The 20,676-nt window shown below is 53.9% G+C and carries 15 protein-coding genes; 11 read left to right on the top strand and 4 right to left on the bottom strand.

Annotation, left to right across the window (positions count from 1 at the left end):
• Window positions 1-200: 200 nt before the first annotated feature.
• Window positions 201-665 carry a hypothetical protein gene (locus tag HPY52_14890; protein ID NPV81523.1) on the bottom strand — a complete coding sequence of 155 codons (465 nt, stop codon included), beginning with the start codon at window positions 663-665 and terminating at the stop codon, window positions 201-203.
• A gap of 147 nt (window positions 666-812) precedes the next feature.
• Here HPY52_14890 and HPY52_14885 point away from each other — a divergent pair, with 147 nt between their 5' ends.
• A complete protein-coding gene (locus HPY52_14885; protein NPV81522.1) occupies window positions 813-1,070 on the top strand; it encodes a helix-turn-helix transcriptional regulator in 258 nt (85 codons plus the stop codon).
• Window positions 1,071-1,512: 442 nt separating this feature from the next.
• Here the strand turns inward: HPY52_14885 and HPY52_14880 are convergent, their stop codons facing one another.
• The 3 genes from HPY52_14880 to HPY52_14870 form a co-directional block, all read right to left on the bottom strand.
• The gene (locus HPY52_14880) at window positions 1,513-1,890 is read right to left on the bottom strand and encodes a PIN domain-containing protein (protein ID NPV81521.1); all 378 of its coding nucleotides are present in this window, start codon (window positions 1,888-1,890) and stop codon (window positions 1,513-1,515) included.
• The gene (locus HPY52_14875) at window positions 1,887-2,168 is read right to left on the bottom strand and encodes a hypothetical protein (GenBank protein NPV81520.1); all 282 of its coding nucleotides are present in this window, start codon (window positions 2,166-2,168) and stop codon (window positions 1,887-1,889) included. The genes HPY52_14880 and HPY52_14875 overlap by 4 nt, the downstream gene beginning before the upstream one ends.
• 92 nt (window positions 2,169-2,260) lie before the next feature.
• Window positions 2,261-2,461 (bottom strand): hypothetical protein, encoded by a 201-nt coding sequence (locus HPY52_14870; GenBank protein NPV81519.1) that lies wholly within the window; start codon window positions 2,459-2,461, stop codon window positions 2,261-2,263.
• Between HPY52_14870 and HPY52_14865 the strand changes: the two genes are divergently transcribed.
• The 10 genes from HPY52_14865 (at window position 2,460) to HPY52_14820 (ending at window position 20,244) form a co-directional block, all read left to right on the top strand.
• Entirely contained in the window at window positions 2,460-2,546 is an 87-nt protein-coding gene (locus tag HPY52_14865) for a TRASH domain-containing protein (GenBank protein ID NPV81518.1), read from the top strand. The two genes, HPY52_14870 and HPY52_14865, sit on opposite strands and share 2 nt — an antisense overlap.
• A 946-nt stretch (window positions 2,547-3,492) precedes the next feature.
• Window positions 3,493-4,302, top strand: a complete 810-nt coding sequence (locus HPY52_14860; protein ID NPV81517.1) for a restriction endonuclease subunit S — start codon at window positions 3,493-3,495, stop codon at window positions 4,300-4,302.
• A complete protein-coding gene (locus tag HPY52_14855; GenBank protein ID NPV81516.1) occupies window positions 4,299-6,581 on the top strand; it encodes an AAA family ATPase in 2,283 nt (760 codons plus the stop codon). Before HPY52_14860 ends, HPY52_14855 begins: the two co-directional genes overlap by 4 nt.
• The gene (locus HPY52_14850; protein NPV81515.1) at window positions 6,578-7,006 is read left to right on the top strand and encodes a hypothetical protein; all 429 of its coding nucleotides are present in this window, start codon (window positions 6,578-6,580) and stop codon (window positions 7,004-7,006) included. Before HPY52_14855 ends, HPY52_14850 begins: the two co-directional genes overlap by 4 nt.
• Before the next feature lie 1,349 nt (window positions 7,007-8,355).
• Entirely contained in the window at window positions 8,356-8,811 is a 456-nt protein-coding gene (gene brxF / locus HPY52_14845) for a BREX-3 system P-loop-containing protein BrxF (GenBank protein ID NPV81514.1), read from the top strand.
• The gene (locus HPY52_14840; protein ID NPV81513.1) at window positions 8,804-12,415 is read left to right on the top strand and encodes a hypothetical protein; all 3,612 of its coding nucleotides are present in this window, start codon (window positions 8,804-8,806) and stop codon (window positions 12,413-12,415) included. Before brxF ends, HPY52_14840 begins: the two co-directional genes overlap by 8 nt.
• A 23-nt stretch (window positions 12,416-12,438) precedes the next feature.
• Window positions 12,439-14,988, top strand: coding sequence for a DNA methylase (locus HPY52_14835; GenBank protein ID NPV81512.1), 2,550 nt, complete (start codon window positions 12,439-12,441; stop codon window positions 14,986-14,988).
• Complete coding sequence (locus tag HPY52_14830) at window positions 14,989-17,901, top strand: DEAD/DEAH box helicase (protein ID NPV81511.1); 2,913 nt, start codon at window positions 14,989-14,991, stop codon at window positions 17,899-17,901. It abuts the gene before it with no gap.
• Window positions 17,901-19,448, top strand: a complete 1,548-nt coding sequence (locus HPY52_14825) for a PglZ domain-containing protein (protein NPV81510.1) — start codon at window positions 17,901-17,903, stop codon at window positions 19,446-19,448. Before HPY52_14830 ends, HPY52_14825 begins: the two co-directional genes overlap by 1 nt.
• Window positions 19,449-19,503: 55 nt before the next feature.
• Window positions 19,504-20,244, top strand: a complete 741-nt coding sequence (locus HPY52_14820) for a hypothetical protein (GenBank protein ID NPV81509.1) — start codon at window positions 19,504-19,506, stop codon at window positions 20,242-20,244.
• Window positions 20,245-20,676: the final 432 nt, after the last annotated feature.

Here is a 20,676-nt window from a genome sequence, read left to right as displayed (position 1 = left end):
AGGCCTACTTCGCCTCCGGGTACTCATTCGAAAGAAGATATAATGGTGGTTCATTCTCATCAATGGTCGGGAACCTCTCGACCTTCTCGAGGAAGCGGCATAGCCTATCCTCGATTTACACCCCGTAATTCTCATGATATAATTGGCATGGCAGGGTGAAGGTTGATTATGGCTTTTTGCCCTGCTAGAGGGTGTTCATCTTAGCGGGTGGCACCCTCTTGCTGCAATCTCCATATCTCGGCGTTTACTTCCTCCTCGATTCTCAGGTACACCTCCCACGCTTCAGGTGAGATTAACTTCTGCAGTTCATCCTGTAACCGTCTTATAGTTCGCCGATGCTTTAGCTTATGTAAAAGCTCCTGAAGGTAACTTGCCTTCCTCCGCAGCCGCTCCCATGCCTCGGCATCCTCAAAGGTGAGGTGCTCAAAGTATCGACCTTCATCTACTTCATTTATGGCCGCCGCGAGTTCCTGCTCGGGCTCTTCTCCTTTCAGTATAGACGACTGCAGGCGATCTAATTTCCTCGATAAATCTGGCTCCTCTTTTGGTGTGAGGATATAGTTTGCCAAAATCCATTCTTCGATTACTTGGCTCATAGACTCCAGGCCGTCATGATCAACCTTGCACATGGAAAGAGCTGTTTGAATAACGTGTTTAAGTTCCACGTACGGCACACTCCTTTGGCCCTTCACCCCGCCAAGAGTTAACCATGTTTACTCCTACAGTGATTATATACCCATATACTGATATGTCAATACGCCATGAGTAATTATTCTCCTCCAGCTTGAAATGCGCTTACTCCTAGTGTTATAATGCTGCTGGAGGGAGTTAATAGCGTGGCTATCAAGATTAAGGTATCTGATATGCTCGGCAAGTATAAGATGAGCCAGAAGGACTTGTCTGTGAAAACAGGTATTCGCCCAGCTACTATTTCTGCGCTGTACCATGAGACCATAAAGCGTCTGGAGATGGACCATCTGGACAAGCTTTGCGCCGCCCTAAACTGCCAACCCGGGGACTTGCTGGAGTATATCCCCGAAAAAGAAAAGGATAATCGGGCGGGAGCGTGAAGGGTCCACACAGCCTTTCTTAGTCTCGCCATCTCTTCTGACCGGTGTAGGCTATGATCCTGCCATCTTACTGGACGCGAATATTAAGGATAGTCAATGGCATCGCTGGATCGCAAGGTTGGCCTCCGACCTACCATAACTATCGCCCCGTTCTCATGGCCTATGGCCCTTATTTGATCCCGTCTATGCGAGCAGGGCTATTCCGATATAGATTCGCTGCGATTCTCAGGGCCGCTGTAGACATAAAGTAACTTGACTTTATGGAGGAAGTCTCCAGACGGCAAGGAAGGTGGGTGGACCCTTTCATCTTCCTCCCTGCAATGAATATGATTAAGGCCCCACCCTGAGATGTGAGGCTTTAATAGAATTAATGTTATCTATGTATGAAAAAGCAAGCCCAAGCTGGGGGATTTTGTGATCAGAAGCCTGAGATCTAATCAGTTTATGAAAGGAGCGGTACCCCCAGCGGTTGAAAATGTCTTATATTGAAGGTCAAGAGTTCATAGCCGTGGAGCAAGCACGTTGCCGCGATTCCTGCATCTGTAAAATCCACTGTTATCCCTTTCCACCGGTTTTCCCTTATTATCTTTCCAGCTAGATTGGCTTCAGCCTCTCCAAGGGCAACGATATTCAGTGTATCAAGTAGTTGGTTTGTCTTTTCTTCCTCGCCCTTGCGGACCCCCAATTGTATTTCAAGTACCGTTAGAGCTGAGCATGCTACCAAGCTATCTTCTGACAAGGTATCAAGAAGTGTGATCGCCCTTTCGTTATTTCTGAGGACCCCGATCAGGACATCAGAGTCCACAAGGATTCTTTTCATGATAAGTCCTTGTATCTCCCTTCCATACGCTCATTTGTAGGGCGTCGTATCTCCTCTAACCACCTATGAATATCCTCGATCGAAGTTAGATCTGGATGGTTTTCATCTGTCCAGGCCCCGGCTGTTTCTCGTAGCGCCTGCTTGACCACAACGGCATTAGCCTTCTGAATTTCGTTCACTTCCAATCTCTCCTTGATCTTATTTATTATCATGAGTTGATGTTCTGCGGGTAGCTTGTAGATTCTGAAGAGCAATTCCTCGATTTCCGCAATACTCATGGCCATCACCTCTCTTATATTATATCACCTCTTTCTTGAATTTGGCAGTAACTTGATGCCACCCAGCTCGCCCTTAGGTGGGTGACACTCTCTTATGAGAGTATGGCTTGTCTTATCTTCTTGGCATTGCCGGCAAGGAGCGTTTGCCTTGCCTGCTCCAGGCGGCACTTCTTGCAAGATGTACGGCATAGGCCGTAAGAGGCCCTCCGTTCGCAGACTTGTTGGATAGCCTGGGCGGCCCCTGTGAGATTGCCTCTCGATAGTCTGTACAGGGCAAGGTAAAGTAGAGACATCACTAACCCTCCTTCCACAGAGAAAATGAAAAATCGCGGCTATGTAAGCTGCGATTGTAATAGCTGCCAGGAGAATGTAGGCTAAAGCTCATGAATCTGAATCCTTGATAATAGGTCAAGGAAGCATCCGCCGTGGGCATCACCCTTCCAATGGGCTAAGTATCGCCGCCCCAAGGGAGGGGTGGGGCATGGAACGGAATTGATCGGTTCATAGAAAGGTGGGTAGTACCCTCGCGAAATTTCCTACGTACCAATACTCATTGTGTGCCAGAATCCTAATAAGATCCTAAATTCCAGAAGCCATTAAGTCTGTCAAAAGCAGAATTCTATAGCGGAATCGTAGGATGAAGAAAAGGTGATTATTGGTACAGGGGTGAGTCGTGCCAGTAATAAAGCAAATGATCTATTCCTCAAGCAGGGAAAATCGAGGATATGTGGAAAAATAATGATAACTAAGGGATGATGGTATGTATTACCAGGTTGTATGAATAAAGGATATATTTGACAGGTTTGGAAGAAGCGCATTTCCGGGGATAGTCCGGGAAAGGTTATGCATACGTCACGTAGACGGGATTGATATGTTCATTGACTTACGTAAACACTCAGAGGCTGAAGGCTTGGTTGGAGTTTTAGTACACCCATGAGCCTATCTGGTTCTGCCTGGAAGTCTCTCCGAATAAGGGTGGGCATCCAGCTGGTTTTGCTGCGTTGTCAGCCCGGCCGCTGGAAATATCCGATTTGTAAACGCGCTTAAGTCTACGGGATAGATTAACTGTCATTGTAAGGTTATTTGCCCTAAGAGCTGACGAACAGAAAGTACATCCTCGTATTTATACTACTATCTCAGATCACCGAAGGGGTAGCATGAATTGCATGCTCGGGCAACTGGAACGGCTGCGTAAGGAATTCGGCAATCGGAGCTTCTGAAGGTCCAAGTTGAGTATCCAGCAAATATTCGAGAGCAGCGCGCCATCGCCCATATCCTAGGCACCCTCGACGACAAGATCGAGCTCAACCGGCGTATAAACGAGATGCTGGAGGCAATCGCACGGGCCATCCCCAAGTCGTGTTTCGTGGGTTTCGACCCGGCAATTGACAACGCATTCAAGGCTGGCAAGCCAATCCCAGATGACCTGCAAGAAAAGGCCGCTCGCCGCCGTGAAGTCCTTGCCCGCGCCGAGGAGCGTCCCGCCGGGCTACCGGGGCATCTGGCAAGGTTATTCCCCGATGAGTTTGAGGAGAGCGAGTTGGGATGGATTCCCAAGGGGTGGAGGGCAGTCACGTTGGATAATGTCGTGGAAATACTTGACTCGCGGCGCGTGCCACTTTCGTCTCGACAGCGAGCGGAGCGACAAGGGCGTTATCCCTATTACGGAGCCGCCGGTGTTCTCGATTACGTTGATGACTATCTTTTCGAGGGCGTACACGTTCTCTTGGGCGAAGACGGTTCAGTAGTTGACGACAACGGCTTTCCATTTGTTCAGTATGTATGGGGTAGATTTTGGGTTAACAACCATGCACACGTCCTTAGAGGACGGAACGGAATCTGCAATGAATACCTATATTTGTTTCTCAAGCAGATCAACATTCAGCCGTTCGTCACCGGCGCCGTACAGCCAAAACTCAATCAGCAGAACATGAAGGCTATCCCGTTCCTGCTACCATCCATGTCAGTGTGTAACATATTTTCACAACACATGGCTCTGGCATTTGAGCGACTAAGGGTTAGCACTGATCACGCCAAGACCCTAGCCGCCATCCGCGATACGTTGCTGCCGAAGCTCATCTCCGGTGAACTGCGCGTGAAGAATATAGAAAAGTTTCTGGGAGGGAACGTATGAACCGGAGTATAACAAAGCTAAGTATTAGAGGACTCGGGGTATTCCGAGATTTCACTTGGACGGATCACCTACCTCTATTTGCCCGGTATAACCTGATCTATGGCTGGAACGGTAGCGGAAAAACGCTGATATCCAATGTGTTTGCTGCTTTGCAATCAGGACGTAAACTAGATGCTGGAACTGCTATATTGGAACTGTCTAACGGAGAGCGAGTGAGCGACGAGGATTTTCCCGAGTGGTCTCAGCGATTACAGGTCAGAGTGTTCAACCGTGACTTTGTTAACAAGAACGTTTTCGGTACACAGGGCGAACTTGGGCCGATTTTTGTCTTGGGTGAGAAGAGTAGGGAAGCGCAACAGGAGTTAGATAGGCTCAAGGGCGAAGTTACGAAGAAAGAAGGCGACCTTCGCGACCTCGAGAACAGGAGGAGAGAGAAGGAGAAGGAACTTGACCGTTTTTGTTCCGATTCAGCGCGATACATTCGCGACACTCTTAGAGGGCCTGGTCAAGATGACTATGCAAACTATGAGCGCCCGCAATTCAAGCGCGCTGCCGATTTATTATTGGGACGGGATCAGTATGAATTAATTCTTGATGGCGCGAAGTTCTCTGAGCTGTTAGTCTTTATTGGGGCTGAACGCCGATCTAATATCCAGCTAGTTAAGTTTTCCTTCGAGGCCGCAAGGCGGTTGGCCGAGGAGGCACGCTCGCTGTGTGGATTGTCTATCACAGGTAGGGTGATTGAGGACCTGAAGGCCCGGCCTGATGTAAATAACTGGGTTCGAGATGGTTTGGAGCTACATCGAAAGCATAGTGCTGAGAAATGTTTATTCTGTAATCAACAATTACCGGAGGAACGTATTAGGACTCTCGAAGGTCATTTCAGTGACCAATATAGTAGGCTAGTCCGGGATATAGAGCTGCTCATACAAAAAGTTAGAAAGAGCATAGACGAAGCCCAATCGCTTCAGTTACCGGACGAGGCGAAGTTCTATCCAGATCTGCAACAGCACTACCGTGATTGCTGGCTGAAATTGGGTGACATGCTGAAGAAGTACCTAGAAACTCTCATGAGCATACAGTCCGTTCTGGAGACCAAGAAGAGCGACCCCTTTGAAAGGTATGACAATCAAATCCTACCAGTCGATTTTGGAGACGAAGCAGTTCAGAAGATTAACGAGATCATCAAAGAACACAACGAGAGGGTGGAAAACCACGAAGAACGAGTAAGAGACGCGAAGAAACAGATTGAGACATCTATTGTTGCGGAACGGCTGCCGGATTACACAAGACTAAAGGACGAAATCGCGGCTCTTGATAGTAAAATAGCTGAGGCGAAAGCCCTACTCGACTATTTACAGCACCGTCAACGTGAGCTGGAGCGTAGCCTCACAGAACACCGACGTCCTGTGGAAGAACTAAATCAAGACTTGGCCAGCTATCTTGGACACAGCGAAATCCAGTTAGAAGTCTCCGAAACGGGTTACCGGATTATGAGAAACGGGACCCTAGCAGAGTCATTATCGGAAGGAGAACAGACAGCCATAGCATTTCTCTATTTTCTGAAAACACTTGAGGACAAGGACTTCAACAAGGGTGACGGGATAGTGGTTGTGGACGACCCTGTTTCAAGTCTTGATTCCAATTTCCTTTATTGTGCATTTGGATTCATGAAAAGCCGCCTTAAGAATACAGGGCAGCTATTTGTGCTTACCCACAACTTCCTGTTTTTTCGAGCGGTCAAGCGTTGGTTTGACTGGATTGCGAAAAAGCAACCGAAAGACAAAGACCTCGTTAGATACTACATGTTGGAAGCAACAACGGAGGATGGTGTCCGGAAATCCAGACTCTTTCCGTTAGATCCACTACTAAAGGATTTTGAGTCTGAATATCATTATCTATTCTCCTTGGTTTACGAAGCATCTACGGGTAGCGGCAATAACGGACTCGCTCAATACCATAACTTGCCAAATGTGGCACGTAGGCTTCTGGAGGCATTTCTCGAGTTTAGGGCTCCAGGTGGTGTGTCGCTCTATGACAAACTGGAATTGATTCCTGAAGAAATGGTTGACCCGGCCAAGAAAGCAAGGATCTGTAGATTCTGCGATGCTCATTCGCACTTGAATGTAATAGATGACATAGATCAGGACCCGGTGATCCTTGGAGAGGGTCCTTCTATCGCAAAGGATGTTATGGAATTGATTAAAGCTGTCGACACTAGCCACTTCGACCAAATGGTCAAGCTGATAAATAAATATAGCGGAGGCTCGAAAGCATGACTCTGTTTTTGGAATCTACTGTGGAACAAGTCGCCCTAGCCTGGTTCGAGAGTCTGGGCTATGCAGTTAGATTCGGGCCTTCCATCGCCCCTGGCGACCCCGAAGCCGAACGCAATGACTATGGGCAAGTAGTGTTAGGAGGGCGCCTGCGCCAAGCCCTGGCGGGACTTAATCCAGATGTTCCTGCCGAGGCACTAGAGGAGGCCTTTCGTAGATTAACACGCAGCGATGGCCCGACCCTCGTTGCCCATAACCGCGCCATCCACCAGATGATTGTGAACGGAGTCTCTGCCGAGTACCGCCGGCCCGATGGAAGTATTGTCAGCATCCAGGTAAACGTAATCGACTTTGATAACCCTGAAAACGACGACTGGCCGTCACCCAGTTTACGGTTTTGGGCCTGCCCCGTTTTCATGGACACCTAGAAGCTTATAGGGTAAACAAGGACAGTTTGGCGGAGGCAAGCCATATTTCCCTCGTCTTACCAATAGAGCACCTATACCATGATGAGCGAATTAATTCACGAGCAGTGGGAGACCGGGTCCGCGGCCTAATTGAAGAGTTCTTGGCTGGTCGGCCATAGCTTCACATAACTCTGGCCTGGAGTTCGATAGAAGACGGCTACTTGTGTCCTAGGGTTTTCGATGGGCAGCACAAGATAGTTGCCCAGATGCTCCTCGGCGTACGGCAGTTCCCGGTTCGTGTGTTCCTCAATCCCGATCTTGATGTATTACTCGAAACCAATACTCGGGCTGGTATAGTGCTGTATCAGGTTGCTTTCGATCGATTTGTTCAAAGGTATCTCGGGAGTCAAGTTTACTGGGAGAAAGTAGACGAGTTCCGGAGCAGCACTGGGCAAACCGATGAAGATTTGGACTTCTCGGAGCGGGATCTTTTAGATTTTTTAAGGGGCAGTACCGCGAAGTCAAACGGTACATTCTTGATGACGTGCACACTAGCGTCGTTCATAGTGCGGATAATAAGTTTAGGGACTATGTAGAATTTGGCGGTAAGGCTACCGAAAAACCAGTCTCTTACAGTACGGTCGAAAAGACGTTTTTTCTTTTTTCATACCTTATGACTTCTGGAAGTGTATTCTCGACACAGGAGATACGCCAGGTGGTTTGAAAGTCCTTATCCAGAGGATTAATCTGGATGATCTTCTCAAGTAGATTGCAAAAGAGCCTCCACAACGGCGGACAATCGGTCAAAAGGAGGCAAACAGATTTTGGGCATACCCAAGAAGGAATCTCCCAGCTGATTGAAGAACTACCGAGGAAGAGCCCCCTATGGTCAAGATGAACCTTTGACCGAGGAGAATAAAAGGCTATTGCTGAGGGCGAGAAGGTCATAGCCCAGGGAAAACCAGGCCCTGGGAGCAAGTTAAAAGGGACATGAGGCTATGAAACCCGAGTTAACTGAGCCGGCTGAAAAAGCCTTGGGTGGATTGGATAGAACAAATCAAGGGTGGATCTGGGTTGCTTTGGATAGGCCTTTAGAGTACCATCAAGCTGCAGAGTGGTTGCCTCAATTACTCTGCGCCCGGCGCAGGGCGCGGTACTAATTTACGAGTATAAGAACCGCCCAAAGCAAACTCGCATTTGACTGTGCATGTACATTATGAGACTGCCCGGCTTAACCTTGGTGGGGGGTACAAGGCTTGCAGGGGAATATTACATTTACTGTGAAAGGCAAAGTTATCGTATCCTAGAACTGAAGAAAATGCAAGTGATCAAATAGTTGAGAACTAATTTCTTGAGATGGGGGGATGCTGGTGAAACTACGAGACCTGATCAGGCAGATGCAGACTAACTACTACAAGATGCTGGTGATCGTGGACAACGGGCGCCAGCCGGAAAAAATCATTAGCCCCTTACAAGAGGAAGGCTGGACCGCCGTTGATGTGACCGATGCCGTGCTCAAGCTTATTGAAGGAATCCCCGAAAATAAGATGAAAGTGCGGATTGGTGGCAAGCTGAAAGAATGGTTCCATTCCCTGCCCGATCGGCTTATTCTTTACAATACCAGCATTCTGTACTCTCCGGAACTGGGCAGGCTTAACCCGGTGGGCGCGTTCAAATATAAGTCCCGGGAGAAAGAGGTTATCGTGCTCCTGGAGGGTCGTCTGGCCGGTAACCGCATCCAGTATTCCCAGTACGGGCGGCCTGACTACGCGGAGATGGATGTGAGCGAGGTAATCCACGCCAGAATGGAGGATATTGATGGCTAAGGTAGGCGAGTTCTTCAACTTTGAAAGGATCAAGGAAGTAATTGATATAGACGCCATAGCCGACAAAAAGGCAATGGTGGAGAACTATGTCATTTCCCCATCCCTGGAAGAATACCTGGTTCACCTGTTCCAAGACCTTAATTCCAGCACGCATAAAGCCGCCCAGATCATAGGCGGCTACGGTTCCGGCAAGTCGCACCTTTTGGCCTTCATTATCTCCCTGCTGACCGAACCCGGGCTGGCTAGGTACGTGCAAAGCGAGCTGGTGAAGGAGGCCGTTGAAGTCCTGGAGCGGGATTTTACGGTCGTCAATTGGGAGCTGCAGCCGAATGATGTAAGTTTGAGCGAGTATTTCTACGATCAACTGGAAACCCAACTGGGAGAGAAGTACGGCCTCTCGATAAACCTGCCCACTTCCGGCGTAATCGACCACAAAAAGACCATCCTGCAGGTGCTGGAAAAAGTAAAAGAGGGCCATCCCACCCGGTGCCTCGTGGTGGTAATAGACGAGATTTCCGACTTCCTAAAGCAAAAGACCAAGGAGAAGCTCAATCAGGATGTCCAGTTCCTGCGCGTGCTGGGTCAGGTAGCCCAGATGTCTGACTTCATGTTTATCGGCGCCATGCAGGAGCACATTTTTACCAACCCCAAGTATGTGGACGAGGCGGAAAGCTTCGGCCGGGTGGCAGAGCGGTTTCAGGTCATCACCATTAAGCGCGAAGATATCAAGCGGGTGATTGCCAGGCGGGTCCTTAACAAGACGGCCGAACAGAGGTTGCGGCTGGCGGAGCTGTTCAAGGAGTACCTTCGCTATTTCCCGCACCTGCAGGCCGGCCTGGATGAGTATATTGACCTTTTTCCCCTCCACCCCTACGTAATCCAGGTTTTCAGCGAGCTACCCTATTTTGAAAAACGTGGCGTGATCCAGTTTACCATCCAGGAAGTAGAACAAATACTGGACCGCGACTTTCCCTTCTTGATCACCTACGACCGGATTTATGACGAAATCGCTTCCAAGCACACCGTCAAGAACCTGGAAACTGTATCCCCGGTGGTCAACGCTATCCAGACCCTGGAGAGCAAGGTGGACCTTTTGGACCCTCGCCACCAGGACACGGCCCGCAAGATCATCAAGGCCCTAGCCGTGCTCCGGCTGTACGGCAAGAGTATCAGCAACGGGGCCACCGCCGAGGAGCTGGCCAATACCCTTCTCATTCTGCCCGGCAACAGATTGATGGAAGCCCCCGACGAGATTTCCCTGGTGTTGAACGACTTCCGCAAGGTTACCGACGGGCAATTCATCAACGTGACCCCGGATGGTTACTATTTCCTGGATCTCAACCTGACCGTTGATTACGACCAGGTGATCCGGCGGCGGGCCGAAAACCTGCCGGAAGGCAGCCTGGACGAGGAGATCCTATCCATCTTGAAGGAGCAGCTTCTTCTGGAAGAGGGCGCGGCGCGTTATGCTTTTCGGGACAGTTGCGAATGGGCCAGCCGTCGCTCCTTCCGGGAAGGCACCTTTATCTACGAGACCGGCAAGGGCGAGTTGGTCCAGGCCGACGGCGACTACCAGATCGTTTTCGTTTCTCCTTTTTGCGCCGGGAACCGCTACCCGCCAGCAGAGAATTGTGCGGTAATCAGCGGCACTCTACCTACCGATGCCGTGGAGCAGCTGAAGCTGGCCGCCGCCGCCCACCTCCTGGCTAGGGAAAACTACCAGCGCAGCGTCATGGAGAAAAAATATGCCACGTTGAAGAAAGAGTTTGTGGGAATGTTCGTGCGGGCCTGGCTGGAAACCGGCCGGGTGGACACCGGCAAGGCCCAAAAGAGCATCAAGGCATTGATCGCCCGGGAGTTCAGCAATTTCGACGAGTTCTTCAGTGAGATCAAGCCGCGGCTGTTCGAGGACTACTTTAGCCAGAAATACCCCAAGCACCCTAGATTCACCCAGCGTATCACCCGTGACAATATCAGGGGTGAATTCGGCGCGGCTATCAAGGAGCTACTTGGCAAGGGCAACGTCCAGTCCGTCTTTTCCGGCACCAAATCCATTCTTAATGCCCTGGACCTGCTGGATGCCCAGGGTAACCTCTCCACCGCCACTTCCGAGGTGGCCGCCGGGATCCTGGAAACGGCCAGGGCCGGCGCAGGAAAGGTCGTGGCGGTAGAGGACATCGTCAACCGCTTTCGTGAGCGACCCTACGGCTACGACCGGTGGATGACCGCCTTCGTCATCATCATATTGACCTACAATGGCGAGATCGTCCTCAGGGCCGCCGGAGGCAAGCTGGTCAGCTCCTCCGAGGTGTACGATACCTTCGGGGCAGGCCTGGAGGCCTTCGAAAGTATCAAGTATCTGGCCATAGAAAGCGACTTCAACCCGCAACCGGTGATCAACCTGATGCTAGCCCTCGGCATGGATCCCAGCACGGTGGCGAAGATGCGCGTAACCGCCAGGCGCGGCGAGGCGGTGCAGGACTTCCGCACCCGCTACCTGGAGATCAAGGAACAGGTGGACTTTGTTCACAAGAGGCTCGAAACCATGGCCTTGAATGCCGCCGGGCTGGTTGACGTTGACGGCTTGAGGCGGTATCACCAGTGCCTTTCGGACATCCCCCTGGCCAGCTTTGAGCAGGTGAAGACGCCCAGCGATTTCAAGAAAGTCGTGTACGACGAGGCCACCATCCGCAAGATCGGCGAAGCCTACAGAACCCTCCAGGACCTGAACCACTTCTACAAGACTTATACGGAACGGCTGGAGAAGGAGGTAGAGTACGCCCGGGAGGTCAAGAAAGTCGTTGAGGACCACCCCGGCCTATTTCTTGCCGACGGGCTGAAGGAATTCCTCCAGGAATCCTTCGCCATCCTGGCCGACGCCGGCCGCCTGGTGAACCGGGCCGAGCTGCTGCCGCTTTTGGGCAAGCTGCAGCAGGTCCGCCAGAAATACCTGGCCGCCTACTTCGCGGCCCACGAAAGGTCTGTGGGTGAAAGGGTTGGCTGGAACAAACTCCAGGACCTAACCGCTGGCCAGACCTGGCAGAACCTGCTCCTGCTGAAGAACGTGACCGTTTTGAATAAGTACCCCCTCGCCAGGGTGGAAAACGAAATCTCGGTGCTGAAAGGCCAGCGCTGCGACGGGTTCAAGGTGGAACTCATCGAGAAAAGCCCGTTGTGCCCGCGCTGCAACTTCCCCAAGGGTCTCAGCGGCGGAAACATCGGCCAGCGGATCGCTTCCCTGGAGGACCAGGTGGAGGGCATCTGGCGGGATTGGGAGAAAACCATCCTTGCCGAGGTGAGCAACTACCGGGATAACCTGGACTACATGGAGGCCGGGGAAAGGGAAGCGATTCTGCAGCTAGTGAAGGCCGGGAAACTGCCGCCGGTGGTTACCGAGGGTCTGGTGGTGGCCCTGAACAACCTTTTCAAGGAGCTCGTTTCGGTGGAAGTCAGCCCCAAGGAGCTTTTGGAAGCGGTGTTTGCCGGCGCCCGGGTCATGGACTACTTCACCTTCGAGCGGAGGCTGAATGCCTGGAAGCAGAAGCTGGTGGCCGGCCACGATTTGGACAAGGTGCGCCTCAAGCTGGCCGGCGGGGAAGCTTGATTGGCGAAAATGGAGGTAAAGGCATGGACTACGTAACCAGGAAGCTGTTTGAAGCGCAAAGGGATCCAGCGCCGGAGCGGGACGACGACTTCGCCCGCTCCTGCCGTCCCCTTTCCGAGCTGCTGGACACGGTGCGCCAGGTGGAGGGCTTTCCCCTGGGCCGGGACGAGGATATCCTGACCCTCTCCGACCCGCCCTACTATACCGCCTGCCCCAACCCCTACCTGGGCGAGTTCATCAGGCGCTACGGCAAACCCTACGACGAGGCCACCGAAACCTACCAGCGCCCGCCCTTTGTGGCCGACGTGACCGAGGGGAAGAACGACCCCGTTTACAACGCCCACTCCTACCATACCAAAGTGCCCCACAAGACCATCATGAAATACATCGAGCACTACACCGAGCCGGGCGATATCGTCTTTGACGGCTTCTGCGGCAGCGGCATGACCGGCGTGGCGGCGCAGCTCCTGGGCCGGCGGGCCATCCTCTGCGACCTCTCGCCGGCCGCCACCTTCATCGCCTATAATTACAACACCCCGGTGGACGTGGCCGAGTTCGAGCGGGAGGCCAAGAGGATCCTGGCCGAGGTGGAAAAAGAATGCGGCTGGATGTATGAGACCCTCCACACCGACGGCCGCACCAAGGGGCGGATCAACTATACCGTCTGGTCCGACGTCTTCATCTGCCCTTACTGTGGAAATGAGTACGTCTTCTGGGAGGCCGCCGTGGACAAGGCCAGGGGGAAAGTATTGGAAGAATACCCCTGCCCCACCTGCGGCGCCCAGGTGTCCAAGCGCGAATGCAAGCGGGCCTGGGTGACCTTTTATGACCAGGCCATCGCCCAGGAGGTTATCCAGGCCAAGCAGGTGCCGGTGCTGATCAACTACACTGTGGGCAAGAAGCGGCTTGAAAAGAAGCCGGACCAGTTCGACCTGGACCTGATTCGTAGGATCGAGGAGAGCGCCATCCCCAACTGGTTCCCGACGGACCGAATGCCGGAGGGGGATGAATCGCGTCGAAACGATGGAATAGGCCTTACACACGTGCACCATTTCTACACCAAGAGGAATTTGTGGGTACTTGCTTGCCTACAAGTTGTTCTAAGAACGTCACTAATGGAGGGTCAATTACTCTGCCTTGTTGGGGATCAGCTCCCAAGGGCGAGCAAAATGCATAAGATTGCAGTCAGCAGGTTGAACACCAATCTTTCCAAGACTGCTGGAGTGCTGGCAGGGACGCTTTACGTTCCATCAAATCGAATCGAGTATTCGGTCTTGGAGATGATCAGTTATCGAATAGCCGACATTGGGTCGTATTTGCAAAAGCGGGATAAAAAGACGAGGCACATTGTATTTACTGGTTCAACGGAGAGAACCGAATTACCTGAATGTAGCATTGACTACATCTTCACCGACCCGCCCTTTGGCTCTAACCTGATGTACTCCGAGCTCAACTTCCTCTGGGAAGCCTGGCTGAGGGTATTTACCAACAACAAGCCCGAGGCCATCATCAACGACACCCAGGGCAAGGGCCTGCCCGAGTACAAGGAGCTCATGACCTCCTGCTTTAAGGAGATGTACCGCATCCTCAAGCCCAATCGCTGGATGACCGTGGTCTTCCACAACTCGAAGGCCGCAGTGTGGAACGCCATCCAGGAGGCCATCACGAGGGCCGGCTTCGTCGTTGCCCAGGTGACGGTCATGGACAGGAAGCAGGGCACTTTTAAGCAGGTCACTTCCGCCGGCGCGGTGAAGAACGACCTGATCATCAACGCCTACAAGCCGAAGAAACAGATGGAGGAGAACTTCCTGCGCCGGGCCGGGACCGGCCTGGAGCGGGAGTTCGTGGCCGACCTCTTGGAGCACCTCCCCGTGGCGCCCAACGTGGGCCGCACCGAGAAGATGCTCTACTCCAAGCTGCTGGCCTATTACGTGCAGCGGGGCTACGAGATCCGCCTGGACGCCAGGCAGTTCTACACCCTGCTCAAGGACAACTTCAAACTCATCGACGGCTACTGGTTCACCGACGGGCAGGTTTTGGAATACGAGGAATGGAAGAGAAGGCAGAGGCTGGATGGCATCAAGGAGTTGCAGTCCGGCCAGCAGATCCTCTTTGTGAGCGACGAGCGCTCGGCCCTGGCCTGGCTTTATAACTTCCTGGAGACACCCCGGACCTATACCGACATCTACACCGCCTACAGCCGGGCCCTGGTGCAGAGCGACGACGCCATCCCGGAGTTGAGGGAGCTTCTGGATAACAACTTTGTCCTGGAGAACGGCCGCTACCGCCGCCCGCAGACCGAGCAGGAGAAGGAGGCCATCGAGGCCCAGCGAGAAAGGGAGCTGGCCAGGGCCTTCGACCGCTTCCTGGCCGAGGCCGGCAGCGGAGGCAAAAGGCTAAAGGGGGTGCGCAAGGAAGCGCTTATCTTCGGCTTTACCAGGGCCTACCGGGAGAAGCGCTACCAGGACATCCTGGCCGTGGCCAGGAAACTGGACCAGGACTTCCTGGAGACAAACGGCGAGATCAACGACTTTGTGGAAATCGCCAAGCTGAAAACGGGAGAGGAACAATAGATGCAGCCCGGGGCGCAGGTGCGCAGCACCGCCTATCCGGAAAAAGGGACGGGCGTGGTCCTGGGGAGCGAGGAGTTTTTCGGCCAGACCTACGCGGACGTTTTCTTCGAAAAGACAAGAGAGCGGCTCACCCTCCCCCTGGCCGACCTGAGTCCAGTCCAGGACCCGCTGGCCAAGACGGAAGCAGGCAGCTTTTCAACCGCTTCCCGCTTCCGGCTGCGCTGGCTGGTGGGCGAGATCCGGGCAGAGAACTCCGGGGAGGGCCTCTTGGCCGCCGGGGGCTTCAAGATTATCCCCCTGCCCCACCAGCTCCTGGCGGTAAGCTTCGTCCTCGATCAGTTCAAGCCCCGGGCCCTGATCGCCGACGAGGTCGGCCTGGGCAAGACCATCGAGGCTGCCCTGATCTATGAGGAACTGAAGGCCAGAGGCATGGTAAAAAGGGTGTTGGTAGTGGCGCCTTCAGGGCTTTGCCTCCAATGGCGGGAGGAAATGAAAACCAAGTTCGGCGAGGACTTCGTTATTTACGACCGCAGCACCGTCCGTTCCCTGAAGCAATTGCACGGGGAGATGACCAACGTCTGGACCCTGGCCGACCGGGTGATTACCTCCCTGGACTTCCTCAAGCCCAAACGGATTACCGGCGACCTGGACGAACGCGCGGCCCGGGCCCGCCGGTGGCACAACCAGCATGTCAGTGAGGCAGCCGCCGCCGCCGGGTTCGACGTGGTAATCTTTGACGAGGCCCACAAGCTGACCAAGGACATGACCGGCGAGGAAACGGCCCGCTATAAGGCAGGCCTGGCCCTGGCCGAGGCGGCGCCCATAGTGCTTCTGCTTAGCGCCACCCCACATCAGGGGGACCATTACAAGTTCCGTAACCTGCTCCGGCTCATTGACCCCTATTTATTCTCCGGAGACGGCCAGGTGACGGCTGAAGACGTCAAGAAGGTAACGGTGCGCAACAATAAGCGGGCGGTGGTTGATTTCCACGGAAACCGCCTCTTCAAGCAGCGGGTGGCCACCCTGTGTCTGATCCACCGGGATGAGGTGGCGGACAAGGTGGAGCTGGACCTCTACCGGTCGGTGACCGATTATGTAACCACCTTCTACGAACTGGCCCGGCAGCAGAATAACCGCACCATGATGTTCCTGCTGCTCATTTACCAGCGCATGGTGAGCAGCAGCTCCCGCGCCATCCGGAAGTCCTTATCTGCCCGCCTGGCGGCCCTGGAGGAGCTGCGCCGCCGCGCGGCCGGCCAGGGGCCGGGAGGTGACTGGGAAGAACTCGACTGGGACGACCTGCAGGAACTGACGGCGGAGGAACAGTTGGCCGAACTCACGCGGGCTGGCGCTACCCGGTGGGCCGGCATCGTCCCGGCCGCCTTGGCGGCCGAGATCGCGGCCCTGAGAAAATGCCTGGCCCTGGCGGAACAGGCTACAGCCGGCCGCAATGACGTCAAGTTTACCCGGCTGCTGGACATTATAAATGAGCTGAGAATCCAGGAAAACAATCCCCGCCTGAAATTTATCATCTTTACCGAGTTCATCGAGACGCAGGCCTACCTGCAGGAGCGCCTGGCTAGCCTGGGCTACCGTACGGCGCTCATCAACGGCAGCATGTCCACCGCTGAGCGGATTGCCCAGGTGGAACGCTTCCGCCGCGAGGCGGAGGTCCTCATCTCTACCGACGCCGGCGGCGAGGGCATAAACCTGCAGTTTTGCCATATCTTGATCAACTACGACTTGCCCTGGAATCCCATGCGCCTGGAGCAGCGTATCGGTCGTATTGACCGCATCGGCCAGGAACATGATGTGAAGGTGATCAATTTACAACTGGCGGACACGGTAGAAAACCGGGTGCGAGAGGTAATCGAAAACAAGCTGGATATCATCCGCAGGGAATTTTGCGCCGGCGAAGACAAACTGGCCGACATTATAGGTGTCTTGCAGGACGAGTTCAATTTTGAGAAGGTGTATATCGAGGCCTTGCTCAAACAAGGCCTCGAGGCAGCCGACCTGGAGGCGGTGTCCCGGCAGATTTTCGAGCGGGCCCGGGCAATCGTTGAGGAAGAGAGACTGGCCCTGCCTATCTCCAATTTGGCCGAGGAATATGCCGTGACGTCGCAGCGAAATTTGGAGAAGAGAGCCGAGCGGGCGCAAAGGCTGGTAGAGCAATACCTGCAGGTTTACGGCGCCAGCCTGCACCCGTACAAACAGAGGGAAGGCGTTTATCACTTCCAGGACCCCAGGAACGGCAGGCGCCTGCACAACGTGATCTTCCAGCAGAAATACGCCCTGGACAATGAGGAGAGCGAACTTTTGAGTTTCCAGCACCCCTATATAGTGGAACTGTTATCTGACCTGGGGGATGCCTTGCGGGAGGATACGACGGCCAGGCTGCTGGTACGCGAGAGCAAGTTCAGCGGGGAAAAGGGGTTTTTGTTTATCTACCGGCTGACTCTCACCAACTACCTGGACCCTGCCGTGCACCATCTGGTGCCCTGTTACGTGAGCTTTGCCGGGGGCAGGGGGCGGGTGAACGGTAGGATATCCCGTTATTTTCGGGATTGTGAGCAGCCTAACTGCACCGACCTGGTAGCCGGAGATATGCCCTACGATCTAAAGGAGGCCTGGCAACTGGCCCGGGGGGCAGTGCAGCAGGAAGCAGAGGTCCTGTTCTTTCAGGCAAAGGAACGTTTGGAGAATAGGCTGCGGGATGAAGAGGAAAAGTTTGAGAAATACTACCGGGACCGGGAGCTCGCCATCGAGAGGATCGCCGTGGACAATATCCACGCAGCCAAGAAAAAAGAGCTGGAAGAGGATCGGAAGGCCAGGCGGCAGGAGTGGATGCGTCGCCGGCAACTGGTGCCCAGCCTAAGCCTAGAGCAAGTTGCCTACGTGGAGTTTGCGTAATGGACGAGAAGTGGTACGCAAAGCTTGTCAATAAGATAAAACGATCCTACCACGACGTGATCGTGGTCATTGACCATGACCGCCTCGGTCGGTTGCCGGAGCTGCGGGCGGCGCTGGCGGATAGTTTTGCCCTTCACGACTACAAGGGGGAGCTGCCTTTGCGGCGTTTCCTCAAGGAGAATGCCGGCCAGCGCATGCTTATTTTTAAGCACCCGGGGCACGGCCACCTACCATACGATGTGGAGACCAGGTCGGACATGGTTTCCTGGCAGCTCAGGGAGATTTTTCCCAAATTTCACCCGTCCGCGCTTAAAGGTTTGCCATTAGAGCACTACCAGCGGGTCTTTGAGGCTTATAGGAAAATGGAGGATGCGCTCCAGCCATTGGGCCTGGAGGAAACCAAAGAAGTGCTGGCCGGGTGGCTGGGCGGGTCGACGGTAGACGTGAGCCGCGATGGGTTCCCCCCGGCCGCCGCGGCCAGACTTGGCCAGGAAGGGGAAGACGAAATAAAAAGTCGCTGCCAGACCTTGGTCCGGGAGATCGAGGAACTCTTGGCGCGCCTCCCGGTCGACTGGCGGGCCGTAGCCCCCCTGTGGGGAGAGTTATCCTATTGCTACTGCCAGGCGGGGATGAAACCACCGGAGATTTATGCTTTGGACCAGAAGATCAGTGGAGCGTTTACTGAATATATCCTGAGTAGTTACCATGAGCTCTTCTACGAAAGCTATCTCACTAGGCCGGCCACCGTTGATAAGGTGCTGCCCTTCCTGGCCTACCAGCCGGCTGTTAAAAAGGTCTTGATCTGCATGGATGGCATGGGGTTTCAGGAATGGTGCTGCGTGAAGCAATATTTGGCCAGCCGCGGGATAGACAGCTTTAACGTCACGGCTGTTTTCGCCCTGCTACCCACCCTGACCCGGACCTCACGGCGCGCCCTGTTTTGTGGCCTGCCTACCTCCGGAGACCGCGTGGAGGAAGAAAGGGGCTTTTTGCAGTTTGTCCGGCAGAAATGGCCGGAAGGGAAGCGCCGGCGGGCCGGGACGTTCATGAATATAGACCTCAGGTGGCGGCACGAATACCTGGATTTTGACTACCTCGCCCTGTCCTGTAACCTGGTGGACGATCTGGCCCACGCCACCGTGAACGTGCAGGATAGCAAGGAGACGATGGAGAAAAGCCTGATTGTACACCTGGACGGCTCTGGGTTTGCCGAGACCGTGCAGAGGCTGCTGGAGGAGGGCTACCAGGTTTACCTCGCTTCGGATCACGGCTCTGTGTGGTGTCGGGGTAACGGCCACCAGGCCAGCAGGTGGCTGGTGGAAGAGAAGGCCAGGCGGGTGCTGCTGTTTCCTAACAAGCTCTTGGCAGAAGATTTTGCGGCGAGAAAGAGCGTGCTGGTATACGAAAACAGCCATCTCTTTGGAGATGCGGTGGCCGTCTTTCCGCCCGGCCGGGAGATGTTTGCGCCAGAGGGGGAGGCGGCGATCAGCCACGGCGGCATCCACATAGAAGAAGTGATTGTCCCCTTCATCGAAGTGCAGGTATGAATTCGTGAAAGGGTACGGGTATCCGCCCGGTCTTTTGGTGGGAGGAAAGCAATTGATGAGAAACACTGTAATTGGCTTTGACCGGCCGCTCAGGCCGAACTGGATATACGAAAGCTTGCTCCTGGCCAGCCCGGGCCAGCGACTGACGGAGCTAAATGCCCCCTTTGAGCAGATAGTACGGGAATTGACCGGCCGGGAAGGCAAGCGCAAGGTCCGTACCGTCCTCTTTCGCTGCTTCTTGCGCGACGACCAAAACAAGACCAGGGTGAGGCGCAACCTGCTATTAAAGGATTTGAGCCTGCAGCACGGCCTGGCCTTCATGACACCGGTTTACCTTTTTTACTTGGTGGCCCGAACCGAGGTATTAAGAAGGATATCCGACCACATTTTCCGGCTTTATGATTATGGCTGCGAAATCAAGATGGGATTCCTTAAGGCAAAGATGGTGGAAAGCTTTGGTGAACGAGACGTGGTGCTCCGTTCTGCCAGGGCCTTTATCCAGACCCTCGAACACTTCGGCGTGGCGGCCAGGCTGGACGGCCGGCTGGTCTTGTACAGGAGATTGCCGGTTGGTGAGGACCAGGCCCGGATTATGCTGCAGCTGTTCGCGGCGGAGATCCTGGGTGCACCGCAAATCTCCTTAACTGACCTCCCGCGAGCCGTGTTTAACTTCTTTGCCCTGCCTGACCTAAGGGCGGTGGCACAGAAATATAACGGCCAGTTGTGGGATTATGAGCACCGGATGGCCGATGATTTGCTGATGATGTACCCTAACCTAATGCAGGTAGAAGTTTAGAGCTACCATGAGGAAAGGCCCCTATGGGCCAGAATACATAGTCACCCAGGAAGAGTTGGAGTGAGCCAGACAGGAAAACCCGGCCCTCGTTTACCCTGAAGTTATAGGGGACGAAAATGAGCAGGAGGACCGGAAACAATGTCAATTACTTCCGCTGCTATCCGGGCTGTATATTGATAATGATTTACATGGGCTGTTCTTCTTGATCCCTCTCGGTCAACGATCGTAGGAGAATAAGCGGCTGCCTCGGGATGCTGCATGAGAGACTGGCGGTAGGTGGAGAAGCTCACTATCATTGTCTCGAGGATATCAAAAGAGGCCGCATAATGTCTCGAGTCTATTGCCAGGAGTGGCCGGGAGGGGTGGAGCATCTACTGCTGACGGGAAAAGGCGCGGCTATTTGGGAGACCGCGCTCCAGAGCGCCGATCTCG

This window comes from Bacillota bacterium (assembly GCA_013178415.1).
Taxonomy (GTDB): domain Bacteria; phylum Bacillota; class SHA-98; order Ch115; family Ch115; genus Ch115.
Note: the sequence above shows the minus strand (reverse complement) of the source record. Positions and strands in the feature narration are given on the sequence as shown.

What these genes read in the sequence shown, in the direction of transcription:
- HPY52_14875 (NPV81520.1), bottom strand. Translation starts at nt 2,168, where the DNA reads ATGAGTATTGCGGAAATCGAGGAATTGCTCTTCAGAATCTACAAGCTA.
- HPY52_14880 (NPV81521.1), bottom strand. Translation starts at nt 1,890, where the DNA reads ATGAAAAGAATCCTTGTGGACTCTGATGTCCTGATCGGGGTCCTCAGA.
- HPY52_14840 (NPV81513.1), top strand. Translation starts at nt 8,804, where the DNA reads ATGGCTAAGGTAGGCGAGTTCTTCAACTTTGAAAGGATCAAGGAAGTA.
- HPY52_14885 (NPV81522.1), top strand. Translation starts at nt 813, where the DNA reads ATGCTGCTGGAGGGAGTTAATAGCGTGGCTATCAAGATTAAGGTATCT.
- HPY52_14820 (NPV81509.1), top strand. Translation starts at nt 19,504, where the DNA reads ATGAGAAACACTGTAATTGGCTTTGACCGGCCGCTCAGGCCGAACTGG.
- HPY52_14870 (NPV81519.1), bottom strand. Translation starts at nt 2,461, where the DNA reads ATGTCTCTACTTTACCTTGCCCTGTACAGACTATCGAGAGGCAATCTC.
- HPY52_14835 (NPV81512.1), top strand. Translation starts at nt 12,439, where the DNA reads ATGGACTACGTAACCAGGAAGCTGTTTGAAGCGCAAAGGGATCCAGCG.
- HPY52_14825 (NPV81510.1), top strand. Translation starts at nt 17,901, where the DNA reads ATGGACGAGAAGTGGTACGCAAAGCTTGTCAATAAGATAAAACGATCC.
- HPY52_14830 (NPV81511.1), top strand. Translation starts at nt 14,989, where the DNA reads ATGCAGCCCGGGGCGCAGGTGCGCAGCACCGCCTATCCGGAAAAAGGG.
- HPY52_14850 (NPV81515.1), top strand. Translation starts at nt 6,578, where the DNA reads ATGACTCTGTTTTTGGAATCTACTGTGGAACAAGTCGCCCTAGCCTGG.
- HPY52_14855 (NPV81516.1), top strand. Translation starts at nt 4,299, where the DNA reads ATGAACCGGAGTATAACAAAGCTAAGTATTAGAGGACTCGGGGTATTC.
- HPY52_14860 (NPV81517.1), top strand. Translation starts at nt 3,493, where the DNA reads ATGCTGGAGGCAATCGCACGGGCCATCCCCAAGTCGTGTTTCGTGGGT.